This window comes from Trinickia sp. HAY1-2D, from assembly GCF_056754935.1.
The window spans coordinates 2,991,682-3,015,912 of sequence record NZ_JBPGWX010000002.1; the positions used below are offsets into that span (position 1 = coordinate 2,991,682).

Consider the following 24,231-nt stretch of genomic DNA (forward strand, 5'->3'; position numbering starts at 1 on the left):
TTGCACGGAGATCATCCATGAATACTATCGAAACGAGCTTGCAACATGAATTCCCGGGCGCACTGACAGCGCCGGAACGCGCCGTCGATATCGACGACGCAGACGACATTTACGGCTGGCTGATCGGCAGTTGGTCGCTCGAAGTTCTACATTATCGCGGTGTGGATTTGCGCGGTCGGGGACTCATGGCCGAGGCACATTTCGCGCGCGTGCTCGAGGGCCGCGCGATCGGCGATGTCTGGATCATGCCCCCGAGAGGCTCGCGCGAGCCGCGGGAAACCGGCATGAATATGTACGGCATGACGCTGCGCTGTTGGGATCCACAGCTGCGGGCCTGGCGCATCATGTGGGAGAATCCCGCCGCCCTCCATCGCGAGACGCAAATCGGCCGCCGTGTCGGCCGCGATATCGTACAAACCGGCGCGCGGCCCGATGGTCAGGCGACGCGCTGGCGGTTTACCGAAATCACGCCCGAACGCTTTCATTGGATCGGCGAGGCCCTCGCCCCCGATGGGCAAACCTGGCAGCTCGAAGGAGAGTTCGTCGCAACGCGCGTCGATCGCTGAATTGAGCGAAGTCGTATCGGGAGACAGCGGTAACGGGCCCTGGCTTTCAACGACCGAACACTCAAAACAACGAACGCTGCCGTTGCCGTGCCATCGAGACGACGTTGAGCTCGTCGAGCCGTTCCCGCGCCTTAGCGAGGTCGTGCACGAGTTGCCGCTGCAGCCACGTTTCGGCCCCGCCGCCGAATGCTTTGTCGAGCCGCAGCGCCATTTCGGGCGAGATGCCCGACTTTCCGCTCAGCAGATTCGTAAGCGCCTGGCGGCTCACCCCGAGCACGGCGGCGGCCTCGGTCACGCTGAGGTGGAAGCGCTCGAGACAGGTCTGGCGCACTATCGCGCCCGGGTGGATGAAGTCGGAATCGGCCATGGGCCGCACATTATCGGGGAACGACCGAATCGTCAACTGACAATGGACTCTTGTCGATCGGCGTCGACCGCGCAGCCGATCGCGTCCGGCCGCGCGGAAACTGTGAAGTCCTGCTTCACAGTGCGTCAACATTGCGATGGATAGTCGCTCGCGGAACGCGATGGTACATCTGAACTCCCCTTCGTTTGGAGAACTTCCGATGACCTCCGCTCCGCTTTCCGCCGCCATCGCGCCGACGCGTTCGCCCTGGCGCAGCGTGCTTTGGACCGTCCCGCTGACCGCTCTTTGGATCGTGCTGATCTACCGGCTGCCGATCATCCCGACGAGCGGCGTTCCCACCACCGCCCATCAACTGACGGCCCATGCGTTCATCGCACTCGGCTTATGGCTCGGCCTCGAACATACCGAGCTGACGCCAGCCCAGTGCCGCGCGACGTGGCTGGCCGTCATGATCCCCGACACGCTTTGGTTCGCGGTTGCCTGGAGCACGGCGATCGGCGGCGGCTTTCACGGGAATCCCGCTTCTCCCGTACCGTGGCTGCCGCTGGCGATATTCCTGCCCGTGCTGATCGGCGCGCCGCTGTTGCTGTCGTCGAAGCGCATCGGAAAGGTGCTCGATGCGATGCCTGCGACGTGGCTCGTCGCACTTCAGTCTTACCGCGTATTCGGCAGCTTCGCGCTCGCCGCATGGCTGCGCGGCGCGATGCCCGGCGCGTTCGCCTTGCCCGCGGGAATCGGCGACGTCTTGACCGGCGTGCTCGCCTTGCCGGCTGCAATGGCCCTGGCGGCTGGCACGGCCGAGGGTCGAAAAGCCGCAATCGTCTGGAACATCATCGGCCTCGCGGACTTTGCGATCGCCATCGCCATGGGGATGATCACCTCCCCGGGCCCGCTCCAACTGATCGTGCCAAACGTGCCGAGCATCGGTGCCGGCGTTTATCCGGACGTGTTGACGCCCGCGTTCGTGGTGCCGAGTTCCATCCTGCTGCATGCGCTGTCACTGCGACAGTTGACGCGCCGACGCCGCTGACGGCACGAAGCAGTCCGGCCTTCAACGGCGCGCATGGCGTGTTCAGCTTGCCGCGCGCACATGGTTCAGCGCCTCGTGCACGAGTGATTCGACGAGCGGCTGGACGCGCGCCGCGAGCGCCTCGTCATAGGGGTAAGGCCGCGCCTCGCGCATGTAGGTGATTTGCGAAAGTTCGAGCTGGACCGCATGGACACCGTTATCGGGCGCACCGTAGCGGCGGGTGATATACCCGCCCTTGAAGCGCCCGTTGGCCACTGCGGTATAGCCGCTGCCGTGCCGAGTCACATGCAGCGTCAGCGCCTCGGCGAGCCCGTTGACCGCGCTCGCGCCGCCGGCTGTGCCGAAGTTGAAATCGGGCAACCGCCCTTCGAAAAAGCGCGGCACGCGCGAACGGATCGAATGCGCATCCCACAGCAGCACCGAGCCGTGTAACGACTTCAGCCGAGCCAGTTCGCGCTCGAGCGCATCGTGATAGGGCTGCCAGTATTGCGCGCGTCGACGCTCGATCTCGTTGGCATTCGGCTCGCCCCCGGGATGGTAAAGCGGCGCCTTCTCGAACGTATCGATCGGCACCAGACCCGTCGTATCCTGCCCCGGGTAGAGACTCGCGTCGTCAGGCGGACGGTTCAGGTCGATCACATAACGGGCATAGGCAGGCACGATCAAGGACGCCCCCAAACCACGCGCGAACGCATACAGCCGTTCGAGATGCCAGTCGCAATCGTCGACGTGGCGAGCGACATCGGTCATCCCGGCCGCCACGGCAGCTGGAATCGCCGTGCCGACATGCGGCATCGATATGAGGAGCGGTAGCGTCCCCTCGTGCAACGTCAAAACCGGCGGTTCGGGTGGGGTTGTCATATTGAGCTCCTGCTTCTGCTTCGATTCGCGTAGTCACGCAACCCGCGGATCACCGCATCAATTGCGCGACCGCCATGCGGTACGCCGCATAGACACGCGCCTCGTCGATATGCCGCCGCTCGCGCACGACGCAGCGGCCGGCCACATAGACGTCGCGGATCGGCGTCTCGCCTTGTTCGCAAAACACGATACCGGAAAGCCACGAAGCGGTGGGACGCACATCGACGCTCGGATGGTCCGGATCGAGCACGAGCCAGTCGGCTCGACTTCCCGCCCGCAACGCGCCCGTCGGGCGACCCGTCGCCTGCGCTCCGCCCGCCAGCGCCGCGTCCACGAGTTGCTCGCCCAGTTGCTTGCCCTCGACCGCCGCAAGCACGTTCCGCTCGTGCCGCGCCAGACGCTGCCCATATTCGAGCAGACGCAACTCGGCGCGCCAGTCCACCGCGATCTGGCTGTCCGAGCCGATGCCGAACCGTCCCTGCGCATCGAGGTAGCGTCGCCCCGGAAACACCCCATCGCCGAGGTTCGCTTCAGTCGTCGGGCACAGCCCCACCACCGCCTTGGTGCGCGCGAGCGCGACGGTCTCGGCGTGGTCGAGATGCGTCGCATGCACGAGGCACCAGCGCGCGTCGACATCGGCGTGATCGAGCAACCAGGCCACGGGCCGCGCCCCGGTCGCCGCAAGGCATTCGTCGACTTCGCCCGTTTGCTCCGCGATGTGGATGTGAATCGGCGCATTCGGCATACGGGCGCGAATGCCTTGCGTCAACGCCAGCAGCGAGGGCTCCGATACCGCGCGCAACGAGTGCGGTGCGACACCGTACGTACGCGTGCCGTCTTCGGGATGCGCGCTTCTCAAGCTGTCGAGCATGCCCAGCAACGCGTCGGGATCGCTGATGAATCGCCGTTGATCGGCACGCGGAGCACGCCCTCCGAATCCGCTCGATTCGTAAAGCACGGGCAGCATCGTGATCCCGATCCCGACGCCCGCCGCGGCACCCACCACCCGCTCGGCGAGCTCGGCCGGGTGCGCGTAGCGGTGCCCGTCGGGCGCATGATGCAGGTAGTGGAATTCACAGACGGACGTGTAACCCGCTTTCAACATCTCCACGTAGAGCCAGGCGGCAACGGCTTCGAGCGTCTCCGGCGTCATGCGCACAGCGAAGCGATACATCGAATCGCGCCAACTCCAAAACGTATCGCGCCCCTCGCCGCGATATTCTGCGAGGCCTGCCATCGCGCGCTGAAACGCGTGGGAATGCAGATTCGGCATGCCCGGCATGATCGGACCCGCCGCGCGCGGCGTATCCACTTGCGCGCGCGCAGCGGCCTCCACGCTCGTCAGCGTGCCATGCTCGTCCCATCGCAATAGCACGTCGCGCTGCCATCCGCCGGGCAAATAGGCGTATTGCGCAAAGAGCGAGTGTGCGCGCGGAGGGTGGGTGGCCTGCGTCACGTCATACTCCTTGCCGCGGCCGGCCGCGGCCGGCGATGCACCGTGATGCCATTGCGCACGACCCGAGCGGCGAGCGGACGGCCGATCCAGTAGGCGAGTTCGGCCAGCGTATCGACCGACCACGCGACGAAGTCGGCCGCGCGTCCGGCTTCGAGCGCCCCATGCCGCACGTCTTGACCGAGCGCGCGCGCCGCATGCCGCGTCACGCCTTGCAACGCCTCGCTGACGGTGAGCCGGAACAGCGTGCATCCGAAGTTCAGCATCGCGACGAGCGATGTCGCGGGCGACGTGCCCGGATTACTGTCGGTGGCAAGGGCGATCGGCACTTCATAGCGGCGCAGCAACTCGATCGGCGGCAACTGCGTCTCGCGAATGAAGTAATAGGCGCCCGGCAGCAGCACGGCCACCGAGCCCGCCGCTTTCATCGCCGCCACGCCGGCTTCATCGAGGTGCTCGAGATGATCCGCCGACAGCGCCCGGTAGCGCGCGGCGAGCGCCGCGCCGCCCATGGCGCTCAACTGCTCCGCGTGCATCTTGACCGGCAAGCCCTGTCGCGCCGCCGCTTCGAGCACGCGCTCGCTTTGCGCGAGCGTGAAGCCGATGCGCTCGCAAAAGACGTCCACCGCATCGACGAGGCCTTCATCCGCGAGCGCGGGCAACATCCGCTCGCAGACTTCGTCGATGTAGGCATCGGCGCGGCCCGCGAACTCCGCAGGTAATGCGTGCGCGCCAAGAAACGTCGTATAGACCGAGACCGGACAGCGCCGTCCAAGCTCGCGTGCGGCGCGCAGCATTTTTCGCTCGCTGGCCAGATCGAGACCATAGCCGGACTTGATCTCGACGGCGCCCACGCCGTCTTCGATCAAGACCGCGAGTCGCGGCTCCGCTGCCGCGACGAGCGCCGCTTCGTCGGCCGCGCGCGTGGCCCGCACCGTCGAGGCAATACCGCCGCCGCGACGGGCGATCTCCTCGTAGCTGGCGCCGGCCAGACGCAACGCGAATTCGTCGGCGCGATGCCCGGCATAGACGAGATGCGTATGGCAATCGACAAGGCTCGGTGTCACCCAGGCGCCGCCGATGTCTTCGCGCGGCCAGTCGTCGAACTCGCGCGGAAGATCGGCGCGCGCGCCGACCCACGCGAGCTTGCCGTCGCGCACCGCCAGCGCGGCATCGGCAATCGTTTCGTCCGGATCGCCGTGCGGGCATAGATGCAGGTGCTGCCAGACCAGATCGTTCATCGTTCGATCGTCATTGTCCGAGCATCGGCAAATTCAAGCCGGCTTCGCGCGCAGTGCGCTCGGCGAGCGCATAGCCCGCATCGGCGTGACGCATCACACCCGTGGCCGGATCGTTGAACAGCACGCGTTCGATGCGCCGTGCCGCCGCCTGCGTACCGTCGCAGACAATGACGACACCCGCATGCTGGCTGAAACCCATGCCCACCCCGCCGCCATGATGCAGCGAAACCCAGGTGGCCCCGCCCGCGGTATTGAGAAGCGCATTCAACAAGGGCCAGTCGCTCACCGCGTCGGATCCGTCTTTCATCGCTTCGGTCTCGCGGTTCGGGCTCGCCACGGAGCCCGTGTCGAGATGGTCGCGGCCGATGACGATCGGCGCCTTGAGTTCCCCGCGCGCCACCATTTCATTGAACGCCAGGCCGAGCCGGTAGCGGTCTTTCACGCCGGCCCAGCAGATACGCGCCGGCAACCCCTGGAACGCGATGCGCTCGCGCGCCATGTCGAGCCAATTGTGCAGGTGCGCATCGTCGGGAATCAGCTCCTTCACCTTGGCGTCCGTCTTGTAGATGTCTTCGGGGTCGCCCGAGAGCGCGACCCAGCGAAACGGGCCTTTGCCTTCGCAAAAGAGCGGCCGGATGTAGGCCGGCACGAAACCCGGGAAGTCGAATGCGTTCTCGACGCCCATCTCCTTAGCCATCTGACGAATGTTGTTGCCGTAATCGAGCGTCGCCGCGCCCCGCGATTGCAGCGTCAACATCGCCTGAACCTGCTTCGCCATCGATTGCTTCGCGGGCACGACGATGCCTTGAGGATCCACCTTGCGACGCTCGCGCCATGCTTGCAGCGTCCAGCCTTGCGGCAGGTAGCCGTTGATGGGATCATGCGCGCTCGTCTGATCGGTTACACAATCGGGCGTGATGCCGCGCGCAACGCATTCGATGAAGACATCGGCCGCATTGCCCAGCAGACCGACCGAAACCGGCTTGCCGCTCGCCTTGGCCGCTTCGATCATCGCCAGCGCCTCGTCGAGCGTCGTTGCCTTGCGATCGAGATAGCGCGTCTTCAGACGCATGTCGATGCGTGTCTCGTCGCATTCGACGGCGACCATCGAGAAGCCGGCCATCGTCGCGGCCAGCGGTTGCGCGCCGCCCATTCCACCGAGGCCCCCGGTCAAGATCCAGCGCCCCTGCGCCTGGCCGTTGAAATGCTGATTGGCCACGGCGTAAAAGGTCTCGTAAGTGCCCTGCACGATCCCCTGGCTGCCGATATAAATCCAACTCCCGGCTGTCATCTGCCCGTACATCATGAGCCCCTTTCGATCGAGCTCGTGAAAGTGGTCCCAGGTGGCCCAGTGCGGCACGAGATTCGAGTTCGCGAGCAGCACGCGCGGTGCATCGGCATGCGTGCGGAACACGCCGACGGGCTTGCCCGATTGGATCAGCAGCGTTTCGTCGTCGTTCAGTGTCTCGAGCGTGGCGAGGATACGGTCGAAGCATGCCCAGTCGCGCGCCGCGCGCCCGATCCCGCCGTAGACGACGAGCGCATGCGGATGCTCGGCGACTTCAGGATCGAGGTTGTTCTGGATCATCCGATACGCGGCTTCAGTGAGCCAGCTCTTGCAGGATTTGACCGGTCCGCGTGGCGCACGGACCGTGCGCGAGGCGTCGTAGCGCGGATCGACGGATTTCGGGTCGTTCATGAGGGCCTCTTTGCCTTTCGGTTCGATGCGTTTTCAGAAATGTCCGGTGAAGCGGTAGCGGCTGCCCGGATGCCACAGATTCGCGATCGACGCGACGAGTGCACGCGTCCAGGTGCGCCGGTGCAACACGAGACACGGCTCGCCGTCGGCCATCGTCAGCTGCGCGCAGGTGTCGGGCTCGGGCAGCGCGGCTTCGATGCGGTACTCGACGCGCGACAGCGGCGCGACACGCACGAGATACTGGTTCGGGGTGATTTGCGTGAAGTCCTGCAGCGCATATTCCGGGGCTGCAGCCGGGTTGACCCAGCGCTCTTCGAATTGCACCGGCTCGTCGTTCTCGAAATGCAGGACGCGCGAATGGAAGATCGGGCTGCCCGAGTTCAATTGCATCTCTTCGGCCAGTGCCGCATCAGCCACGGTCGCGCCGAGCGAAAGCACGCTCGCACGATGCCGGTGGCCGCGCGCTGCGATTTCGTCGGAGATGCTGCGTATCGCCACGAGCGTCGATTCGTATTTGGGCCGCGCAACGAATGTCCCCGCGCCCTGCACACGCGTGAGCACCTGCTCCGCTGTCAGCTCGCGCAAAGCGCGGTTGACCGTCATGCGGGCCACCTTGAACTCGCGCGCGAGCTCGTTCTCGGAGGGCACCTGATCGCCCTCGCCCCATTCGCCCGAATGAATGCGGGTCAGGATGAAGTCCTTGATGCCTTGATAAGCCGGTGCGTTCATTGGCGGGCCGCCTCGATGTCGCGCATTGCCGCCCTGCCTCAGGCCGCAGGCGCTTCGGACGCGAATGCCAACGGGCTCGCCGCGGCAATCGCGCCGTCGCGCACGAGCTTCGCGATGGCCGCGATATCGGGTGCGAAGTACCGATCGAGCTCGTAATGCGGAACTGCCGAACGCACGATGCCCATGACGCGCTCGAGCGCGGCGCTCGTGCGATTCGGCGCGCGAAGATCCACGCCCTGGGCCGCCGCGAGCAGTTCGATGGCAAGGATGTTCGCCGTGTTCTCCGCAATATCGCCGAGCTTGCGAGCCGCAAACGTGGCCATCGACACGTGATCCTCCTGATTCGCCGATGTCGGCAGCGAATCGACCGACGCCGGATGCGCGAGCGTCTTGTTCTCCGACGCCAGCGCGGCCGCGCTCACGTGCGCGATCATGAAACCCGAGTTCACACCGCCATCCTTGACGAGAAACGGTGGCAGGCCCGAGAGCGTCGCATCGATGAGCAGCGCGATGCGACGCTCGGCGAGTGCGCCGATTTCGGCGACCGCGAGCGCCAGATTGTCCGCGGCAAATGCGACCGGTTCGGCGTGGAAATTGCCGCCCGAGAGGACTTCGCGCGTATCGGGAAACACGAGCGGGTTATCGGAAACGGCGTTCGCTTCGATGAGCAGTACATCGGCCGCATGGCGCATCTGATCCAGACACGCACCCATGACCTGCGGCTGGCAGCGCAGGCTGTAAGGGTCTTGCACCTTGCCGCAATCGCGATGCGAGAGATTGATGCCGGAGCCGTCGAGCAGCGCGCGATAAGCGGCCGCCGCGTCGATCTGCCCGCGGTGACCGCGCAGCGCGTGAATCCGTGCATCGAACGGCTTGACGGAACCGGCTGCCGCGTCTACCGACAGCGCGCCCGAGACGAGTGCCGTGCGAAAAAGATCCTCGATGGCGAAGAGGTTATAGAGCGCCAGCGCCGTGGACGCTTGCGTGCCGTTGAGCAGCGCGAGCCCTTCTTTCGCTTGAAGCGTGAGCGGAGCGAGCCCGGCCATCGCGAGACCTGCGGCTGCGCTCATGCGCTCGCCGCGCACATGCACTTCCCCGATACCGAGCAGAACAGCCGATAGATGAGCGAGCGGAGCGAGATCGCCCGAAGCGCCCACCGAGCCCTTGATCGGAATGACCGGCAAGACATCGGCATTGAAGAGCGCGACGAGCGCATCCATGACTTCGCGGCGGATGCCTGAGTGTCCGCGCCCCAGGCTCGACAGCTTCAGCGCGATCAGCAGGCGCACGACGGGCGCCGACATCGGTTCGCCGATACCGACCGCGTGCGACAACACGAGATTGCGCTGCAGCAGTTCGAGCTGGTCGTGAGGAATATGCGTGCTGGCGAGACGACCGAAGCCGGTATTGATGCCATAGGCGGGTGCACCTTCCGCCGCAATGTCGGCAACAGCCTTCGCTCCTCTATCGATGGCGGCATGGCTGGCCGGATCGAGCCTCAGCGTGACCGGCTCGCGGGCGATGCGGCGAAGCTGGGCGAGGTTCAGTTGGCCGGGCGTAAGCATCATGGTGTGGAAATCCTGTCTCGTCTGTCGATGAGGTGGCAGTCTAGCCTCACGATCTTGTATATACAACTCGTTTTTACATCCCTACGGTCAGGGATTTCCAGGATGGCGAAACATCAGCCGAACCGCGCCGCGAGGTCCAGTACTCGCCGCTCGTCGGCAGAATCATGCTGAACGCATAAATAGGGTTGATTCAGTACCGGGTAATCGATGCACGCTCACGCCGCGCCCATGTTGTCTATACAGCTGGCGCTGCCCCTACGTGGAGGGCGATCGGCAGACGCCGCGGCCATCCGGCTGCCGCTGGCCCCCTCGAGGTGCCGTGGCAACGCGCACCGCACCATGCCGCATGTGCCGCTTCGGGGCATCGCGCACCTTCGCGGAGCCTCGTTTGCCGCGAGCGTAATCGTTCTCGCGACGGGTACGGGCTGTGCTTCACCTCCGGCAGAAGCGCGCGACCGATCGAGCCCCGACCGCTCGTGCGACACGCTCGCCGATACGGTGATTCGGCAAACCACTCCCGCAGACGAGCGCAACCTGATGGAAGCCATGACCAAAACGCAAGCGACACAAGGACAGGGACAGATGGACCTCATCGAATTGGCTCGAGAGTCCGGCATGGCCGTGACGCTCGACGCAAGAATCGGTCAGCAAGAGTATGTGAGCGTCAGCGGCTCCCTTGCCGCACTCGCACGCTTTGCCGACGCGGTGCGCAAAGAACCGGGCTCCGATGAATCGGGCAACGGCAACGGCTGACGCAATGCGCGCCGCTCACCCGTGCGCGGGCGCTCGCGCCGCGCGCGACCACGCCACGCACGCTGCGTAGCCGGCGGGCGCGGGGCACCATAACGCCTCGTAGCCGGCCACGCCGCTGTCATCGGACATCTGCGGACCGACGGCATGCACGCGCGGAGCGTGGCCGGTCCCGCGTTCGCCGCCGAGCACCTCGAATCCGGCGATGCCGCCCGCCAGCGAAATCCCGGTCCCGAGTGCTTTCACGAGCGCCTCCTTGGCGGTCCACGCGTCGTAAAACGCGTTCCGCTGCAAACCCTCGGCCAACGATTCGAGATGCGCGATTTCGCGCGGAGCGAGGACGCTTTTCGCCACGGCGCGCCAATCGAACCGTTCGCGTCGTGCCTCGATATCGATGCCCACGCGCCGCGTGCTCGACAGCGCGATCAGCGCATAGGCGCCGGAATGCGACACGTTGAAATCGAGCAGGCCGTCCGTACGCCATCCGTCGAAAATACCGGCAAGCCGCGGCCGGCCGGCATCGTCGCGCAAAAAGCGCAGATCGCCCGCGGGCAACCCCAGTCTTGCCGCAACGGTCTCACGCAACGCGGCACGGGCGGCGGCATGGCGCATCGCATCCTCCCGGCGCAGGAATCGGGCTGCGCGCGCCCGCTCGGCGTCGTCGAGCACCGACAATTGCGGTGCGTCCAGCGGCGCCGACAGATCGATCTCGACGAGCCGCACTTCCACCCCGGCCCGGCTCGCGGCCGGCACATCGATCGCCGATATTTCATAAGCGCGGCGACGCTCTGTTGGCAGACTGTTCATGCGTGAAATTTACGTATCGGCGAGCGTTCAGAACACATGCCCCAATTTCTAGTAGTTGCCCCGGCGGGGCACCGCGGGTCAAATCGTCGGCGTCGCACGCACGCTGCCCATTCTCGGATGCTGCGCGCTCACCTGGAGAGAACGATTGACCTGCCCGCCGCTGCTGCATATCGAAGCACTGACCGCCGGCCACGGCAAGCTCGACGTGCTCGACGACGTCTCGTTGAGCGTCGCGCCCGGCACCACCGCCTGCGTGCTCGGACCGGCCGGCGCCGGCAAGACCACGCTGCTGATGACGGTCGCCGGCTTGCTGCGCGGCAAGAGCGGTTCGATCCGCTTCGCGGGCGAGGAGATCCGGCGCAAGCGGGCCAATGAAATCGTCGCGCGCGGCATCGCCTATGTCCCGCACAACCGGCTGCTCTGCCGCAATCTGTCGGTGCGCGACAACCTGCTGGCCGGTGTCTGGCGCGAGCCGGACCGCCCGCGCGTCGAAGCCGACGCTACGCAGCTGTTTGCGCGCTTTCCTCGCCTCAAGGCACTCGAGACGCACCGCGTGAGCTCGCTTTCGAGCGGCGAGCAGCAACTGCTCGGCATTGCCCGCGCGCTGATGTTGCGCCCGACACTGCTGCTGGTCGACGAACCGATCGCGGGATTGCCGCCCGAAATCGTCGACGATATTCTCGAGCTCGTCGAGCAGTTGAACCGCCAGGGTATCAGCGTGCTGATGGCCGAAAAACGCGACAATGCCCACAAAGTGCTGCGCGCGGCCAGATATGCGTATCTGCTCGAGCAAGGCCGCATCGCGTTCGCGGGCGAAGCAAAGACGCTGCGTGCCCGCGCCGTCGCATAGCACGACGCGCCGCCCGCCCGGCGCACGATCGAGTCCCAGTCCGATGAATTTCCCGTACCGGCCAGCTCGCTCAAACGGTTCCGCGCTTCAGTGAAGCAATCCAAGCATCGCGGCCCGCACCACCGCCGCGGTCTTGTTGGCGCTCTTGAGCTTCGTGACCGCATTCTTGACGTGGAAGTTGACGGTATCGACCGAGATGACGAGGATCTTCGAAATCTCGCCCGATGTCTTGCCGTCGGCCGCCCACTTCAGCACTTCGATTTCACGCTCCGTCAGACCGCGTTCAGGGTCGTCCATCAGCGCCGGCATGAGTACGCGCTTGAGCGCGAAATGCGCCGCGTTCACGAGCCAGCGCATGCGCGTTTCCTTTTCCGCGAGTTCGGTCGCGGTGATCGGCTCGCCGGAGCGCGCGAGCGTCAGCATGCCGCCCACGCCGCAACTATCGAACGCGGCCTTGGCCCACCCTACGCGCAAACCCGCTGCACGCGCTTCCTGCCATAGCTGAGGCGCCGTGGCGAAGAGCGCGTCGCTCCAGATCACAGGCAACGCCGAGCGGCGGGCATGAAGTACGGTTGGATCGATTTCGATGTAACGCGCCTCGTCATAGCGCTTTTGCCACCACGCGGGATAGTTGTTGACGAGACGCGTTTTCGGCTTCGACAGCGGCCACGGCGCACGCAGCCCGTAGGCGCAATACTCGAAGCCCAGACTTTTCGCGGCGGTTTCGATCTTGCGGAAGACCTCGTCACCGGAATGCGCATCGTCGAGGTCGTTCAACAACTGTTCGGCCCAGCTCGTCATCATTGCCTCCTCGTCATTGCGCGCCGAGCGCGCAACGGTATGCGCGATATCGCGCGGGCGCCACGCGGGCGGCCGGCATATCGCCATCCCGGCGCGCCCCCTCCGCTCACGGCATGGACCGACGAGCGGCTCTCGAACGAGGTACGCGCCAAAGGCTTTTTTATTCAGCGTTGCATGGATTGCCAGATGGCACGCGCTGCGCGAAACATAGCGCGTCCAACTGAGGGCCGTATGCTACTCCACAGTTAGCAAATGGATGAGATCAGACCGTTCGGTCTGATCTCGCTCGAACGAGGGCTTCCCCCGCCAATTAAGCGATGAAACCGGTTCGGCCTCGCCGTCGGGAAGGTTTCACCTTCATGTCTCGAAAATTTGAATGAGTCTTCGGGATGGCCTGCCGCCCCGCGCCGCGAAGCGATCGGCGAGCGATCCGCGACGTTTCCGTTGCGAGCCGACAACGGATGCGCAACCCCGTAAAAATGCGGGCTCAACCCTTGCTGAAGTTGTGCCGTAATACTGGCGCAGGTCCGACGAATGGTGCGCCTCGCGGCCACCAAGTGGAAATCAGTGCGAAACACCACACCTGGTGCGCTGACGTTGACGCATGATTACACTAGTACCCGTGACTGCGCTTGAAACACGTTTGCGTGGCACCTGAGGAGCCAATAATGAACCGCCCGCTCGCCCGTATGCCGCTGCGCGCCATCGCCACGATGTCCGTAGGCGCACGGATAAAGTGGCTTCTCGGTCTCGTCATCGCCGCCATGCTCGGGGTACTCGCGTATTTTGTCTCTGCCGAGATGCAAAGCTCGCGCCTTCAGGCGCGCTATCTCGCGCGGCTCGACCGCGATGTCTCGTTCGGCGTCGGCCCGGGGCCCAGCAACAGCATCCGCTTTCCTGCGCACGGCGGCCCCTACGACGTCCGGCTCGGTTATGCCCAACTGCCCGATTTCGAAAAGCGTCTCGTTGCGCGCGGCTACCAGGTCACGCGGCAGGCCCGCGATTCGTCGACGATGACGTCGATTGCGGACCGCGGCCTCTTTCTGCCTTACCGCGAGAAAGATCAAGGCGGCCTGCAGTTGTTCGACACGCAAGGCGAGCCGCTCTTCAGCGCCCGCTATCCCGCCCTCGTCTACGGAAACTTCGAATCGATCCCGCCGCTCATCGTGAGCGCGCTGACGTTCATCGAGGATCGCTATCTGCTCGATGCGAGCCAGCCGTATCGCAATCCGGCCATCGATTGGGGCCGTTTCTCGCGCGCGTTGAGCGATCAGGCGCTGCGTCTCCTGAACCGGCATCAGGCAACGCCGGGCGGCAGCACGCTTGCCACGCAAACCGAAAAGTTTCGCCATTCGCCGGGTGGGCGCACCGCCACGCCGCCCGAGAAGCTGCGTCAGATCGCGTCGGCATCGGTGCGCGCCTATATGGGCGGCGAAAAAACGATGCCTGCGCGCCGCGCGATCGTCGTCCACTACCTCAACACCGTGCCGCTCGCGGCACAGCCGGGCACCGGCGAAGTCGAAGGACTCGGCGATGGCCTGGCCGCCTGGTACGGCCGCGATTTCGACGAAGTCAACCGTCTGCTCACGCAAGCCAGCATGCGCAACAGCAACAACGAAGCGACGGGCCAGACGCTCTCCGAAGAAGCGCTCGCATTCAAGCAGGCGCTCTCGTTGCTCATCGCGCAGCGCGCGCCCTCGTACTTTCTCGTGCGCAATCCGGTCGCGCTCGATCATCTGACCGACAGCTACGTGCGCGTGCTGGCCGCCAACGGCGTCATCTCGAGTTCGCTGCGCGATGCAGCGCTGGCCGAACGGCTCGAACTGCACCGCGCCGCGCCGCCGCAGCCCGCCACGTCCTATGTCGCGCGCAAGGCCGTCACGCTTTTACGTGCGCAACTGATGGGGATGCTGGGCGTATCGAATGTGTACGATCTCAACCGCCTCGACCTGACGGCCCAATCGACGCTCGACAAGCACGTGCAAGCCGAGGTCAGCGACCGGCTGGCGCGCGCGAGCACCGTGGACGGTGCCAAGGCAGCCGGCTTGTACGGCTTCGAAATGCTGCGCCCGGGCGACGACCCGTCGAAGATCGCGTTCAGCTTCACGCTTTTCGAGCGGCGCGGCGGAGAAAACCTGCTGCGCGTGCAGACCGACAGCGTGAACCAGCCGTTCGACATCAACCACGGCGCTCGGTTGAACCTGGGCTCGACGGCGAAACTGCGCACGATCATCACTTACCTGCAGATCGTCGAGACGCTGCACCAGCGCTATGGTGCCCTTTCGAACGCCGAGCTCAAACGCGTTCAGCCCGATCCGTCCGACGCACTCTCGCGCTGGGCCGTCGATTACCTCTCGCACACGACCGACCGCTCGCTGTCGTCGATGTTGCAAGCCGCTGTGGAGCGCAAATACTCAGCTAGCTCCGGCGAGCTGTTCGCGACGGGCGGCGGCATGCAAGCCTTCACGAACTTCGACAAATCGGACAACGGGCGCATCCTGACCGTCCACGATGCGTTCCAGCATTCGGTCAACCTCGTCTTCGTGCGCTTGATGCGCGATATCGTCCGCTACGAAATGGTCGAGGCTGCCGGCCCATCGCAGCGCTGGCTCGACGATCCGCAGTTGCGTCAGACCTACTTGACGCGTTTCGCCGATCAGGAGAGCCTCGTCTACCTGCATCGCTTCTACACCAAATACCAAGGGAAGACGCCCGACGAGGCACTCGATACGCTCGTTGCCGGCATGCGCAGCAAAGCGCCGCCCAAGGTGGCTACGGCGCTGCGCAGCGTCGCGCCGCAAGCGCCGCTGCCCTGGTTCGACGCGCGCATGCGTGCCGCGCTCAAGGGCACGGTGAACGCACATATCTCCGACGACGATCTGGCAAGCCTCTATGCCAAATATGGTCCTGACAAGTTCAACCTCAACGATCGCGGCTACATCGCGCGGGTGCATCCGGTCGAACTCTGGATGCTCGGCTATCTGCGCGCCCACCCCAACGCGTCCGAGCGCGAATTGCGCAGCGCGAGCCAGGACGTGCGGCTCACTTCGTACGCATGGCTTTTCAAGACGCGTCATCGCGGGGCTCAGGACCGCCGCATCCGGCACATGGTGGAGTTGGAAGCCTATGCGCGCATTACGAAGGCGTGGCGCGCGCTCGGCTATCCGTTCGAAACGGTCACGCCGTCCTATGCGGCAGCCGTCGGCGCGTCGGGCGACCGGCCTGATGCGCTGGCGCAGTTGATCGGCATCGTGGCCAACGACGGACGGATGCTGCCGCCACACAGTATCGGTTCGCTCAAGTTCGCGGCGGGTACACCCTACGAAACCGAATTCGAGCACGTGCCGGCCGCGAAAGACGCGACCGTCTCGCCCGAGATCACCGATGTCGTGCATGGGCTGCTGCGCGATGTCGTGCGAGGCGGCACCGGCGCCCGGCTCGCGGCCGGCCTGCCGTTGCCCGACGGACGCACGCTCGACGTCTATGGCAAGACCGGTACCGGCGATCAGCGCTTCGAGGTCTATGCGCCCAGCGCGCGGCTCATCGAATCGCGCAAGGTCAATCGGACGGCCACGTTCGTTTTCGTCATCGACAACCGGTTCTTCGGCACGCTGACCGCCTTCGCGCACGAGCCGTATGCCGCACGCTATTCCTACACGAGCGCGATGGCCGTGCAACTGCTCAAATCGCTCGGCCCGGCGCTCGCTCCGCTCGTCGGTCCGGCATCCGGGGCGCACGGCGCGGGGCGGCTCGCCGAATCGCCGAATTCGGGCTCGGTTGCCGCCGCCTCGGCCTCCTGAGCGTCGAGCCGGCCCGCACCGCGTCCTTCGTCTCGTACGATGAATTCGAGCGCGCCGGCACAAGCATGGGGCAGCGCCGATCAAGCGTGAGATCGGGGTAAAAGATGGGCATACAATCGCCATCTGACCATCCACCTCACGCATCCATGAGCCCATCGAACACCCCCCGCGCCGTCACCTGGTCGCTGTCCGGCAACATCCTAGTCGTCACCATCGATCATCCCCCGGTCAATGCACTCAGCGCCGACGTTCGGCGCGGGCTCGTCGATTCGCTCGATGCCGCTGAGCGCGATCCCGCCGTCGCGGCCGTGCTGATCGTCGGTGCAGGCAGGAATTTCATCGCGGGGGCCGACATCCGCGAGTTCGGCAAGCCACCGCAGCCACCGGCACTGCCCGATGTGTGCGAGCGCATCGAAGCCGCGTCGAAACCGGTCGTCGCCGCGCTTCACGGTGCGACGCTCGGCGGTGGGCTCGAAATCGCGCTGGCGGCACATTATCGGATCGCGCTCGCCTCAGCGAAGCTCGGCCTGCCCGAGGTGAAGCTCGGACTCATGCCCGGCGCGGGCGGCACGCAACGCACGCCGCGCCTGATCGGGGTAGCCGCCGCGCTCGATCTGATGCTCTCGGGCCGCCATGCGAATGCCGAGGAGGCGCTTGCACTGGGGCTCGTCGACCAACTCGGCAAGGGTGAGGACGTGCTCGAGGCGGGGCTCGCCTATGCGCGCGAACTCGTCGCGCGCCACGCACCGCCGCGGCGAACCCGCGACGCTCGCGCGTTCGAAGCCGATCCGGCTGCGGCGCGCACGGCGATCGACGAGGCGCGTCGGCATACCGCGACGCGCTCGCGCGGCCTTTTTTCGCCCGGCAAGATCGTCGACGCCGTGCAAGCCGCGCTCGAATTGCCTTTCGCCGAAGGCCTCGCATACGAACGCCGCGCGTTTCTCGAGTGTCTCGACAGCCCGCAGCGCGCAGGTCTCGTCCATGCGTTCTTCGCCGAGCGCGAAGCCGCGAAAGCCCCGGAGACGAAGGCGGCCCCGCCACGCCCTATCGCCTCGACCGGCGTCGTCGGCGGCGGCACGATGGGTGCCGGCATCGCCGTTGCGATCCTCGAAGCCGGCCTCCCCGTCGTCATGATCGAACGTGACGACGAGGCACTCGCTCGCGGGCGCGCTTATGTCGAGCGCGTCTACGACGGCCTCGTCGCGAAGGGCAGGCTCTCGCGCGCCGGCAAAGAGGCGGCACTCGCCCGCTTTACCGGCAGCACGGACTACGCGGCGCTTTCCACCGTGGACCTGATCGTCGAAGCCGTGTTCGAAGACATGGCCGTGAAGAAGACCGTCTTCGCCGAACTGGACCGGGTTGCCCGGCCGCAGGCAGTACTTGCCACCAATACCTCGTATCTGGATATCGACGAAATCGCGGCCGTCACCTCGCGGCCCGCGGACGTCATCGGCCTGCATTTCTTTTCGCCCGCCCATGTGATGAAGTTGCTCGAGATCGTCGTGCCGGCGCGCGTGGCGACCGATGTCGTTTCGACCGCCTTCGAGTTCGCCCGGCGGCTCGGCAAAACACCGGTGCGCGCCGGTGTGTGCGACGGCTTCATCGGCAACCGACTGCTCGCGGTCTACCGGACGGCGGCCGATTACCTGATGGAAGATGGCGCGTCCCCGTACCAGATCGATCGCGCGATGCGCGAGTTCGGCTATCCGATGGGTCCGTACCAGGTCGTCGATCTCGCAGGCGGCGACATCGGCTGGGCCGCGCGCAAACGCCGCGCCCCGACGCGCGACGCGCGCATGCGCTATGTCGAGATCGCCGACCGACTCTGCGAGCGCGGATGGTTCGGACAGAAGACGGGCCGCGGTTTTTATCGCTACGAACCGGGCGCGCGCACGGGGAGCCCCGATCCGGAAGTCGAAGCGATCATCGACGCCGAGCGGCAGCGCCATGGGATCGTCCCACGCCATTTCGACGACGAGGAAATCGTGCGGCGCCTCATGACCGCGGTCATCAACGAAGCGGCGAATATCGTGCGCGAAGGCATCGCGTTGCGGCCGCTCGACGTCGATGTCGCGCTCGTGCACGGCTATGGTTTTCCGCGCCACCGCGGTGGACCGATGATGTATGCGGACACGATCGGTCTTGCGCACGTGCTGGCGAACCTGCGCCGTTACGAGGAGGAGGATGTGTTCTTTTGGAAGCCCTCGCCGCTCATCGTCGAACTGGTCGAGCGCGACGCTTCATTCTCGAGCTTGAACGGCGCGGCGCGATAGCGCCCCGGCGGCCCCCGCTTGCGTGCTCCGGGGCACGCAAGCGATCGCGGTATCGACGCCGCGACGTCGCTCATGCATTTGGCGAGTCATGCCGCGAACATTCGTAAATCCGAAAATCCAATCGACCCACGACCTACTCCTTTCAATATGAATATCTGAAATTCACCCTTAATCAACCTCAAATCAAATCCCAAATTTCCTCACTTTTATGTAACTACAGCATTTTCGCTATTTGATTTACCATCTCATCGATTTAAAAATACTTGTCGCCCCGATCTTAATCCGCATATACTGCGCGTCACGCATTTTCAGCCGCACAATCAACCCACCGTGGTGACGTTTTCCCCGGTTCTGCAGCGGTATGACGACGGATACCTCACCGAGCTCGCCGCCACACGAGCTCGTATCCGCAGTTTCATCGGAGCACAAGCATGCTGACGCGACAACAGACTTCGCACGTTTGCGATACCAATCTATTTAGTCCCGCATATTTGATTCACCACTTTCCGCCACCGAGCGAAACTCAGCGCTTTATCGAACGATCGCGCACGGAAATCTCGGAGATATTGAGCGGCGCATCTGACAAACTACTGATTATCGTCGGACCTTGCTCGATTCACGACACGGATGCCGCGATTCAGTACGCCAATCGACTCGCACGCATTCGAGCAGAACTGAGCGACGACCTTCATATCGCAATGCGCGTGTACTTCGAAAAACCAAGAACCTGCCTTGGCTGGAAAGGCTTCATCAACGATCCGGACCTTGACGAGACATACGACGTCGACGGAGGCTTGAAACGCGCCCGGCAGCTTTTGCTCGAGATTTGCTCGCTACATGTTTCCGTGGCCACGGAGTTCCTCGATACGGTCGGTTACCAGTACATCAGCGATCTCGTCAGTTGGGGGGCTGTCGGCGCACGCACGACTGAATCCCAGGTGCATCGCGAGATGGCCTCGGGGCTGCCCTGCCCCATCGGCTTCAAGAACGCCACGAACGGCGACGTCAAGCCGGCCATCGACGCCATCCGGGCCTCCCGGCAACCGCATCGCTTCGTGGCGGTAACGGCCGAGGGCGCTTATGTCAGACGGGCGACGCAGGGCAACGTCCATGGGCACCTCGTCCTGCGCGGCGGCCGTGTGCCGAATTATGACGCGCATGGCGTAGCCTCAGCGTGCGAACAACTCGCAGCGCATGGGTTGCCCGCTCGTGTCGTCGTAGATGCGAGCCACGGCAACAGCGGCAAGCAGCATCGAAACCAGCTCGCAGTCTGCGACTCGCTCGGCTCGCGAATCTCGCTCGGCGATACGCACGTGGCCGGCATCATGATCGAATCGAACCTCGTAGCCGGTAACCAACCGATCGGCCCGCTCGCGCAGTTGATGTACGGACAAAGCATTACCGACGCATGCATCGGCTGGGACGACACGGCATCGCTGCTCGGCCGTCTCGCAAACGACGTCCGAGCACGCCGCAGGCTCTATACACCCGTCGAACCGCCGGCTGCGCTCGCGGGCTGAGCACCGCGGCGCGGCGCCCGCGCGCCGCCCATTGTTTCGTCCTTCCACGTAGCATCTATTTAATTAGTAGTCCTTAATTTGACGCGCGAGTTTTTACATAGCGATTTTTGCGTCGTCCCAGCACACCCACTCAAGCCATCCCGAGGAACTATCATGCTGACCACCGTCGTCGAGCAACCGGTCGCGCCACCGTCTCGCCCACACCGCATGCAATCGATGAGCGCTGCCGATCTGCTTTGGCGCGCTGCCTACCTGCACCCCGATTCGGGTCTTTCGTTTCTGTCCGGCGCCGACGACGAAGGCGCGTTCATGACCTACCCGGCGCTGCTCGACGAAGCGCGCCGGATCGCGTCGGCACTGCGGCTTCTCGGACGGCGGCCCGGCGACAAGGTGGTGTTGCTGCTGGAACTCGCGCGCGATTTCATCCCGGCATTCTGGGGTTGTGTGCTGGCGGGCTGCGTGCCTTGTCCCGTCGCGCCGATCCGCAACGACCCGCCTCGCTGGGACAAAACGATCGCGCACTTGCGCGCGCTGCTCGACGATCCGCTCGTCGTGACGACACAGGCGCTCGAGTCCACGCTTGCCCGCGGCACACCGACCGCCTCGCTGCGCTCGCTACGCGATGCACCGCAGGGGACCAACGCGGCGCCGGTCTATGAGGCGTCGCCCGAAGATCCAGCCGTCTTCGTGCTGACCTCGGGTTCCACGGGCAACTCGAAGGCTGTCGTCCTCACGCACGCGAATCTGCTTGCCTCGATGGCCGGCAAGAACGAACGGCAGCGCCTGGACGCGTCGGACGTCGCGCTCAACTGGATTTCTTTCGATCATGTGGCCGCATTGCTGGAGGCGCATCTGCTGCCGCTTTACGCGGGCGCCCGGCAAGTCCACGTCGATTCGGCCGCGATTCTCGCCGATCCCCTCTCGTTTTTGCGCCTCATCGATCGGCACCGGGTTTCGATGACGTTCGCGCCCAACTTCCTGTTCGGCCAGATCAACGCGGCAATCAGGCAACGCGTGCCCGATCGCGCGTTCGATCTGTCGTGCCTCCGGCACATCGTTTCGGGGGGCGAAGCGGTCGTCGTGGAAACCGGCCGGCGGTTTCTCGAACTGCTCGCGCCCTACGGCCTCACTCAGCGTGCGCTTTGGCCTGCGTTCGGTATGAGCGAGACCTGCGCGGGATCGATCTACTCGCGCGTCTTTCCCGAGGACGATGTCGCACGCGAGTTCGCCGCGCTCGGCACGCCCGTGATCGGACTCGAAATGCGCATCGCCGACGATGAGGCCAACGTGCTGCCCAACGGGGAGCTCGGCGAGCTGCAACTGCGCGGCCCCATGGTATTTCAGCGCTACTACCGCAACGAGGAAGCGACGCGTGCGGCATTCACCGATGACGGATGGTTTCGCACGGGCGACCTCGGAAGAATCGAGGACGGCAAGCTGAGCCTCGTGGGACGCAGCAAGGACAGCATCATCGTGAGCGGCGCGAACTACTTCAGTCACGAACTGGAGACGGCGATCGATCAGCTCGACGGCATCGAACGCTCGTTCGTCGCCGCGTTTCCGACGCGCCCGAAGGGAGCCGACACCGAATCGCTCGTCATCGCGTACGCCACGACGATCGATCCAGCCGACGAAGCGCGCCGCCATCAGCTCAGTGTCGCCGTGCGCAATACGACGATCCTTCTGTGGGGCTTTCGGCCATCGTTGATCCTGCCGTTGCCGAAGACAGCCTTTCCGAAGACGAGCCTCGGAAAAATCCAGCGCGCGACGATGAGAAAGCGTCTCGAAGCCGGCGAATATGCTGCCGAGCTCGCCGCCGCGGGTGAGATCGCGCGGCGCCAGACGGGCGAGCACGTACCGCCTGACGGCCCGATCGAAACCGCCATCGCCGGCGTTTTCGCGGACATGTTCGGCCTGCCCCCGGATACCATCAGCGCCGCCGCGAGCTTCTTCGACCTCGGCGGAACCTCGCTCGACATTCTCACGCTGCAGCAGCGGCTTCATGTCATGCTCGAACGCACCGAACCGGTCTCGCTCGTGACGATCTTGCAGAATCCGAGCGTGCGCGCGCTAGCCTCGCACCTCGAGCCGACCCGTCGCCGAACCCACGAATACGATCCGATCGTGCCGCTGCAAACAACGGGTAGCAAAACGCCGCTCTTTTGCATTCACCCCGGTGTCGGCGAAGTGCTCGTTTTCGTGAACCTCGCGAACTACTTCGTCAACGACCGCCCGTTCTATGCGCTTCGCGCGCGCGGCTTCAACGAGGGAGAGACGCCGTTTCGCTCGCTCGACGAACTCGTCGAGACCTACGTTGCCGCGATCCGCCGGCGCCAGCCGCACGGCCCCTATGCGATCGCCGGCTACTCATACGGCGGCGCCGTCGTACTGCCCGTCGCCCAGCGGCTGGAAGCGCTCGGCGAGCGTGTTGCGTTCATCGGCAGCATCGATGCACCGCCGCTCATCAAACATCCTCGCGGCAAGGTCGATGCGGTGGAGAGCGCGGTCATGCTCGCATTCTTCCTCTCGCTCATCGATCGCGAGCAGATGGAGCGGCTACCCGATTCGCTGCGCGCGACGCTCGGCCCGAACGAAGACCCCTGCGAGGCCATCTATGCGCTCGCACCGAAGTCGCGGCTCATGGAACTCGGGCTCGATCTGCCGCACTTCAAGGCTTGGTCGGCACTCGCGCTGGGGCTGTCCGACATCGGTCATGCGCACCGGCCGTCCGGCACCGTCGAAGCGGTCAGCATCTTTTACGCCGACCCGCTCTGGGGCACGAAAGCCGACTATCTCGAGCAGGAGCTCAAGCGCTGGGACGCGTTCGCGCGCGGGACGAACCGCTATATCGAGGTTGGCGGCGAGCATCACACGATGCTCGATGTCCGGCACGTCGCCGCCTTCCAGGCCACGCTGCGCGCCGAGATCGATCGCGCCATGCAAGGCCGTTGAGGGGGACGGGGATGAGCACGAAAGTCCGGCAAATCGATTGGGACGGCACATCGTTGCACTATGTCGACGAAGGGCACGGCTCGCCCATCGTCTTCGTTCATGGCTACATCTCGGACGAGCGCGTCTGGCGCAACCAGCGCGCCGCCTTTGCGCGATCGCACCGCTACATCGGAGCGACACAGCGCTACTTCGGTCTCGCGCCGTGGCCCGACTCCGGCGAGCGGTTTTCGCTCGATACGCACGTGGAGGATCTCGCCGCGCTCATTCGAGCGCTCGGGGCGGGTCCCGTCGAAGTCGTCGGCTGGTCGTACGGCGCCTCGCTCTCGCTCGAGCTCGCCGCGCGTCACCCCGAGTGCGTCCGCTCGCTGTTCGCGTACGAGCCAGCCAATCTGGCATGGCTCAGCGATCGCGTCGCGCAGGAGGCCGCCGCCAAAGACAGGGGCGAGATGGTCGGACCGGCGCTCGCCGCGCTCGAGCGAGGCGACACGACCGATGCGGTTCGACAAATATTCGATCATGCCCACGGCCGGCCCGGGCTCTTCGACACCTTGCCCTCCGACATGCGCCGCTGTTTTCTCGACAACGCGCGCACGGTTGCGCTGCTGTTCGGCACGAAACCGTTGCCGGGCATCGATGCGTCCGCGTTGTGCTCGCTGACGATGCCGATCGCGGTTGCCCACGGCGCGCTGACGAGACCGTTCTATCGGATCGTGGCCGAAGGTATTGCGGCACGGATCGCGAGCGCCCGGCTCGTCGTGCTGCCGAACGGCATGCACGCCGCGCCCGTGCTTGACGCGGCACAGTTCAACGCCACGGTCGCGGACTTCCTGCATACGGCGCAAGCCGATGGCACCGCACGCATGCCGGCGAGCGCTTAGACACCGCCGTCGACGCTCGCTTCATCGTCGCACGACGTGCGCCGAGCCCCGACGTCCTCATCGATCGATATACAGCCACCCCCTTA

General features: G+C 65.1%; 18 protein-coding genes. 9 read left to right on the forward strand and 9 right to left on the reverse strand.

What is annotated here, in order from left to right; genetic code table 11:
• The first annotated feature begins 17 nt into the window (after positions 1–17).
• A complete protein-coding gene (locus ACR9ZC_RS20985; RefSeq protein WP_481581790.1) occupies positions 18–566 on the forward strand; it encodes a hypothetical protein in 549 nt (182 codons plus the stop codon).
• A gap of 61 nt (positions 567–627) precedes the next feature.
• Here ACR9ZC_RS20985 and ACR9ZC_RS20990 read toward each other — a convergent pair whose 3' ends face one another.
• On the reverse strand, positions 628–933 hold the full coding sequence (locus ACR9ZC_RS20990; RefSeq protein ID WP_481581791.1) for a HigA family addiction module antitoxin: 306 nt from the start codon (positions 931–933) through the stop codon (positions 628–630).
• A 199-nt stretch (positions 934–1,132) separates the two neighbouring features.
• Here ACR9ZC_RS20990 and ACR9ZC_RS20995 point away from each other — a divergent pair, with 199 nt between their 5' ends.
• Positions 1,133–1,963, forward strand: coding sequence for an MFS transporter (locus tag ACR9ZC_RS20995; RefSeq protein ID WP_481581792.1), 831 nt, complete (start codon positions 1,133–1,135; stop codon positions 1,961–1,963).
• A 42-nt stretch (positions 1,964–2,005) separates the two neighbouring features.
• Here the strand turns inward: ACR9ZC_RS20995 and hutG are convergent, their stop codons facing one another.
• From hutG to hutH, 6 genes are read right to left on the reverse strand one after another with little or no spacing between them, the layout of a single operon-like run.
• Positions 2,006–2,824 (reverse strand): N-formylglutamate deformylase, encoded by an 819-nt coding sequence (gene hutG, locus ACR9ZC_RS21000; protein ID WP_481581793.1) that lies wholly within the window; start codon positions 2,822–2,824, stop codon positions 2,006–2,008.
• A 49-nt stretch (positions 2,825–2,873) separates the two neighbouring features.
• Complete coding sequence (locus ACR9ZC_RS21005; protein WP_481581794.1) at positions 2,874–4,280, reverse strand: formimidoylglutamate deiminase; 1,407 nt, start codon at positions 4,278–4,280, stop codon at positions 2,874–2,876.
• Positions 4,277–5,518: an imidazolonepropionase gene (gene hutI / locus ACR9ZC_RS21010; protein ID WP_481581795.1), complete on the reverse strand. Its 1,242-nt coding sequence runs from the start codon at positions 5,516–5,518 to the stop codon at positions 4,277–4,279. Before hutI ends, ACR9ZC_RS21005 begins: the two co-directional genes overlap by 4 nt.
• A gap of 10 nt (positions 5,519–5,528) precedes the next feature.
• Complete coding sequence (gene hutU, locus ACR9ZC_RS21015) at positions 5,529–7,217, reverse strand: urocanate hydratase (RefSeq protein WP_481581796.1); 1,689 nt, start codon at positions 7,215–7,217, stop codon at positions 5,529–5,531.
• 33 nt (positions 7,218–7,250) lie between these two features.
• Positions 7,251–7,946, reverse strand: a complete 696-nt coding sequence (gene hutC, locus ACR9ZC_RS21020) for a histidine utilization repressor (protein WP_481581797.1) — start codon at positions 7,944–7,946, stop codon at positions 7,251–7,253.
• Positions 7,947–7,984: 38 nt separating this feature from the next.
• Positions 7,985–9,514 carry a histidine ammonia-lyase gene (gene hutH / locus ACR9ZC_RS21025; RefSeq protein ID WP_481581798.1) on the reverse strand — a complete coding sequence of 510 codons (1,530 nt, stop codon included), beginning with the start codon at positions 9,512–9,514 and terminating at the stop codon, positions 7,985–7,987.
• Positions 9,515–10,051: 537 nt separating this feature from the next.
• On the opposite strand from hutH, the gene ACR9ZC_RS21030 reads away from it, so the two are divergent.
• Complete coding sequence (locus ACR9ZC_RS21030; protein ID WP_440562333.1) at positions 10,052–10,267, forward strand: hypothetical protein; 216 nt, start codon at positions 10,052–10,054, stop codon at positions 10,265–10,267.
• A gap of 15 nt (positions 10,268–10,282) precedes the next feature.
• On the opposite strand, the gene ACR9ZC_RS21035 is transcribed toward ACR9ZC_RS21030, so the two are convergent.
• Entirely contained in the window at positions 10,283–11,071 is a 789-nt protein-coding gene (locus ACR9ZC_RS21035; RefSeq protein ID WP_481581799.1) for a 4'-phosphopantetheinyl transferase family protein, read from the reverse strand.
• Between the two features lie 145 nt (positions 11,072–11,216).
• On the opposite strand from ACR9ZC_RS21035, the gene ACR9ZC_RS21040 reads away from it, so the two are divergent.
• A complete protein-coding gene (locus ACR9ZC_RS21040) occupies positions 11,217–11,921 on the forward strand; it encodes an ABC transporter ATP-binding protein (RefSeq protein ID WP_331574472.1) in 705 nt (234 codons plus the stop codon).
• A gap of 87 nt (positions 11,922–12,008) precedes the next feature.
• Here the strand turns inward: ACR9ZC_RS21040 and ACR9ZC_RS21045 are convergent, their stop codons facing one another.
• Positions 12,009–12,722 (reverse strand): autoinducer binding domain-containing protein, encoded by a 714-nt coding sequence (locus tag ACR9ZC_RS21045; protein WP_481582731.1) that lies wholly within the window; start codon positions 12,720–12,722, stop codon positions 12,009–12,011.
• A gap of 668 nt (positions 12,723–13,390) precedes the next feature.
• Here ACR9ZC_RS21045 and ACR9ZC_RS21050 point away from each other — a divergent pair.
• The 5 genes from ACR9ZC_RS21050 to ACR9ZC_RS21070 all read left to right on the forward strand — a co-directional run bounded on the left by ACR9ZC_RS21050 (position 13,391) and on the right by ACR9ZC_RS21070 (position 24,145).
• Complete coding sequence (locus ACR9ZC_RS21050; RefSeq protein WP_481581800.1) at positions 13,391–16,522, forward strand: transglycosylase domain-containing protein; 3,132 nt, start codon at positions 13,391–13,393, stop codon at positions 16,520–16,522.
• Between the two features lie 146 nt (positions 16,523–16,668).
• The gene (locus ACR9ZC_RS21055; protein WP_481581801.1) at positions 16,669–18,795 is read left to right on the forward strand and encodes a 3-hydroxyacyl-CoA dehydrogenase NAD-binding domain-containing protein; all 2,127 of its coding nucleotides are present in this window, start codon (positions 16,669–16,671) and stop codon (positions 18,793–18,795) included.
• 431 nt (positions 18,796–19,226) lie between these two features.
• Positions 19,227–20,315 (forward strand): 3-deoxy-7-phosphoheptulonate synthase, encoded by a 1,089-nt coding sequence (locus tag ACR9ZC_RS21060; protein WP_440562340.1) that lies wholly within the window; start codon positions 19,227–19,229, stop codon positions 20,313–20,315.
• Between the two features lie 153 nt (positions 20,316–20,468).
• The gene (locus tag ACR9ZC_RS21065; protein ID WP_481581802.1) at positions 20,469–23,267 is read left to right on the forward strand and encodes an AMP-binding protein; all 2,799 of its coding nucleotides are present in this window, start codon (positions 20,469–20,471) and stop codon (positions 23,265–23,267) included.
• Between the two features lie 11 nt (positions 23,268–23,278).
• A complete protein-coding gene (locus ACR9ZC_RS21070; protein WP_481581803.1) occupies positions 23,279–24,145 on the forward strand; it encodes an alpha/beta fold hydrolase in 867 nt (288 codons plus the stop codon).
• The last annotated feature ends 86 nt before the right edge of the window (positions 24,146–24,231 follow it).

Bases quoted from the DNA above. Each gene is read 5' to 3' on its own strand.
- ACR9ZC_RS21050 (WP_481581800.1), top strand. From the start codon at position 13,391: ATGAACCGCCCGCTCGCCCGTATGCCGCTGCGCGCCATCGCCACGATG.
- ACR9ZC_RS21070 (WP_481581803.1), top strand. From the start codon at position 23,279: ATGAGCACGAAAGTCCGGCAAATCGATTGGGACGGCACATCGTTGCAC.
- ACR9ZC_RS21035 (WP_481581799.1), bottom strand. From the start codon at position 11,071: ATGAACAGTCTGCCAACAGAGCGTCGCCGCGCTTATGAAATATCGGCG.
- hutC (WP_481581797.1), bottom strand. From the start codon at position 7,946: ATGAACGCACCGGCTTATCAAGGCATCAAGGACTTCATCCTGACCCGC.
- ACR9ZC_RS20990 (WP_481581791.1), bottom strand. From the start codon at position 933: ATGGCCGATTCCGACTTCATCCACCCGGGCGCGATAGTGCGCCAGACC.
- ACR9ZC_RS21065 (WP_481581802.1), top strand. From the start codon at position 20,469: ATGCTGACCACCGTCGTCGAGCAACCGGTCGCGCCACCGTCTCGCCCA.
- ACR9ZC_RS21045 (WP_481582731.1), bottom strand. From the start codon at position 12,722: ATGACGAGCTGGGCCGAACAGTTGTTGAACGACCTCGACGATGCGCAT.
- hutG (WP_481581793.1), bottom strand. From the start codon at position 2,824: ATGACAACCCCACCCGAACCGCCGGTTTTGACGTTGCACGAGGGGACG.
- hutU (WP_481581796.1), bottom strand. From the start codon at position 7,217: ATGAACGACCCGAAATCCGTCGATCCGCGCTACGACGCCTCGCGCACG.
- hutI (WP_481581795.1), bottom strand. From the start codon at position 5,518: ATGAACGATCTGGTCTGGCAGCACCTGCATCTATGCCCGCACGGCGAT.
- ACR9ZC_RS20995 (WP_481581792.1), top strand. From the start codon at position 1,133: ATGACCTCCGCTCCGCTTTCCGCCGCCATCGCGCCGACGCGTTCGCCC.
- ACR9ZC_RS20985 (WP_481581790.1), top strand. From the start codon at position 18: ATGAATACTATCGAAACGAGCTTGCAACATGAATTCCCGGGCGCACTG.
- ACR9ZC_RS21060 (WP_440562340.1), top strand. From the start codon at position 19,227: ATGCTGACGCGACAACAGACTTCGCACGTTTGCGATACCAATCTATTT.
- ACR9ZC_RS21055 (WP_481581801.1), top strand. From the start codon at position 16,669: ATGAGCCCATCGAACACCCCCCGCGCCGTCACCTGGTCGCTGTCCGGC.
- hutH (WP_481581798.1), bottom strand. From the start codon at position 9,514: ATGATGCTTACGCCCGGCCAACTGAACCTCGCCCAGCTTCGCCGCATC.
- ACR9ZC_RS21030 (WP_440562333.1), top strand. From the start codon at position 10,052: ATGGAAGCCATGACCAAAACGCAAGCGACACAAGGACAGGGACAGATG.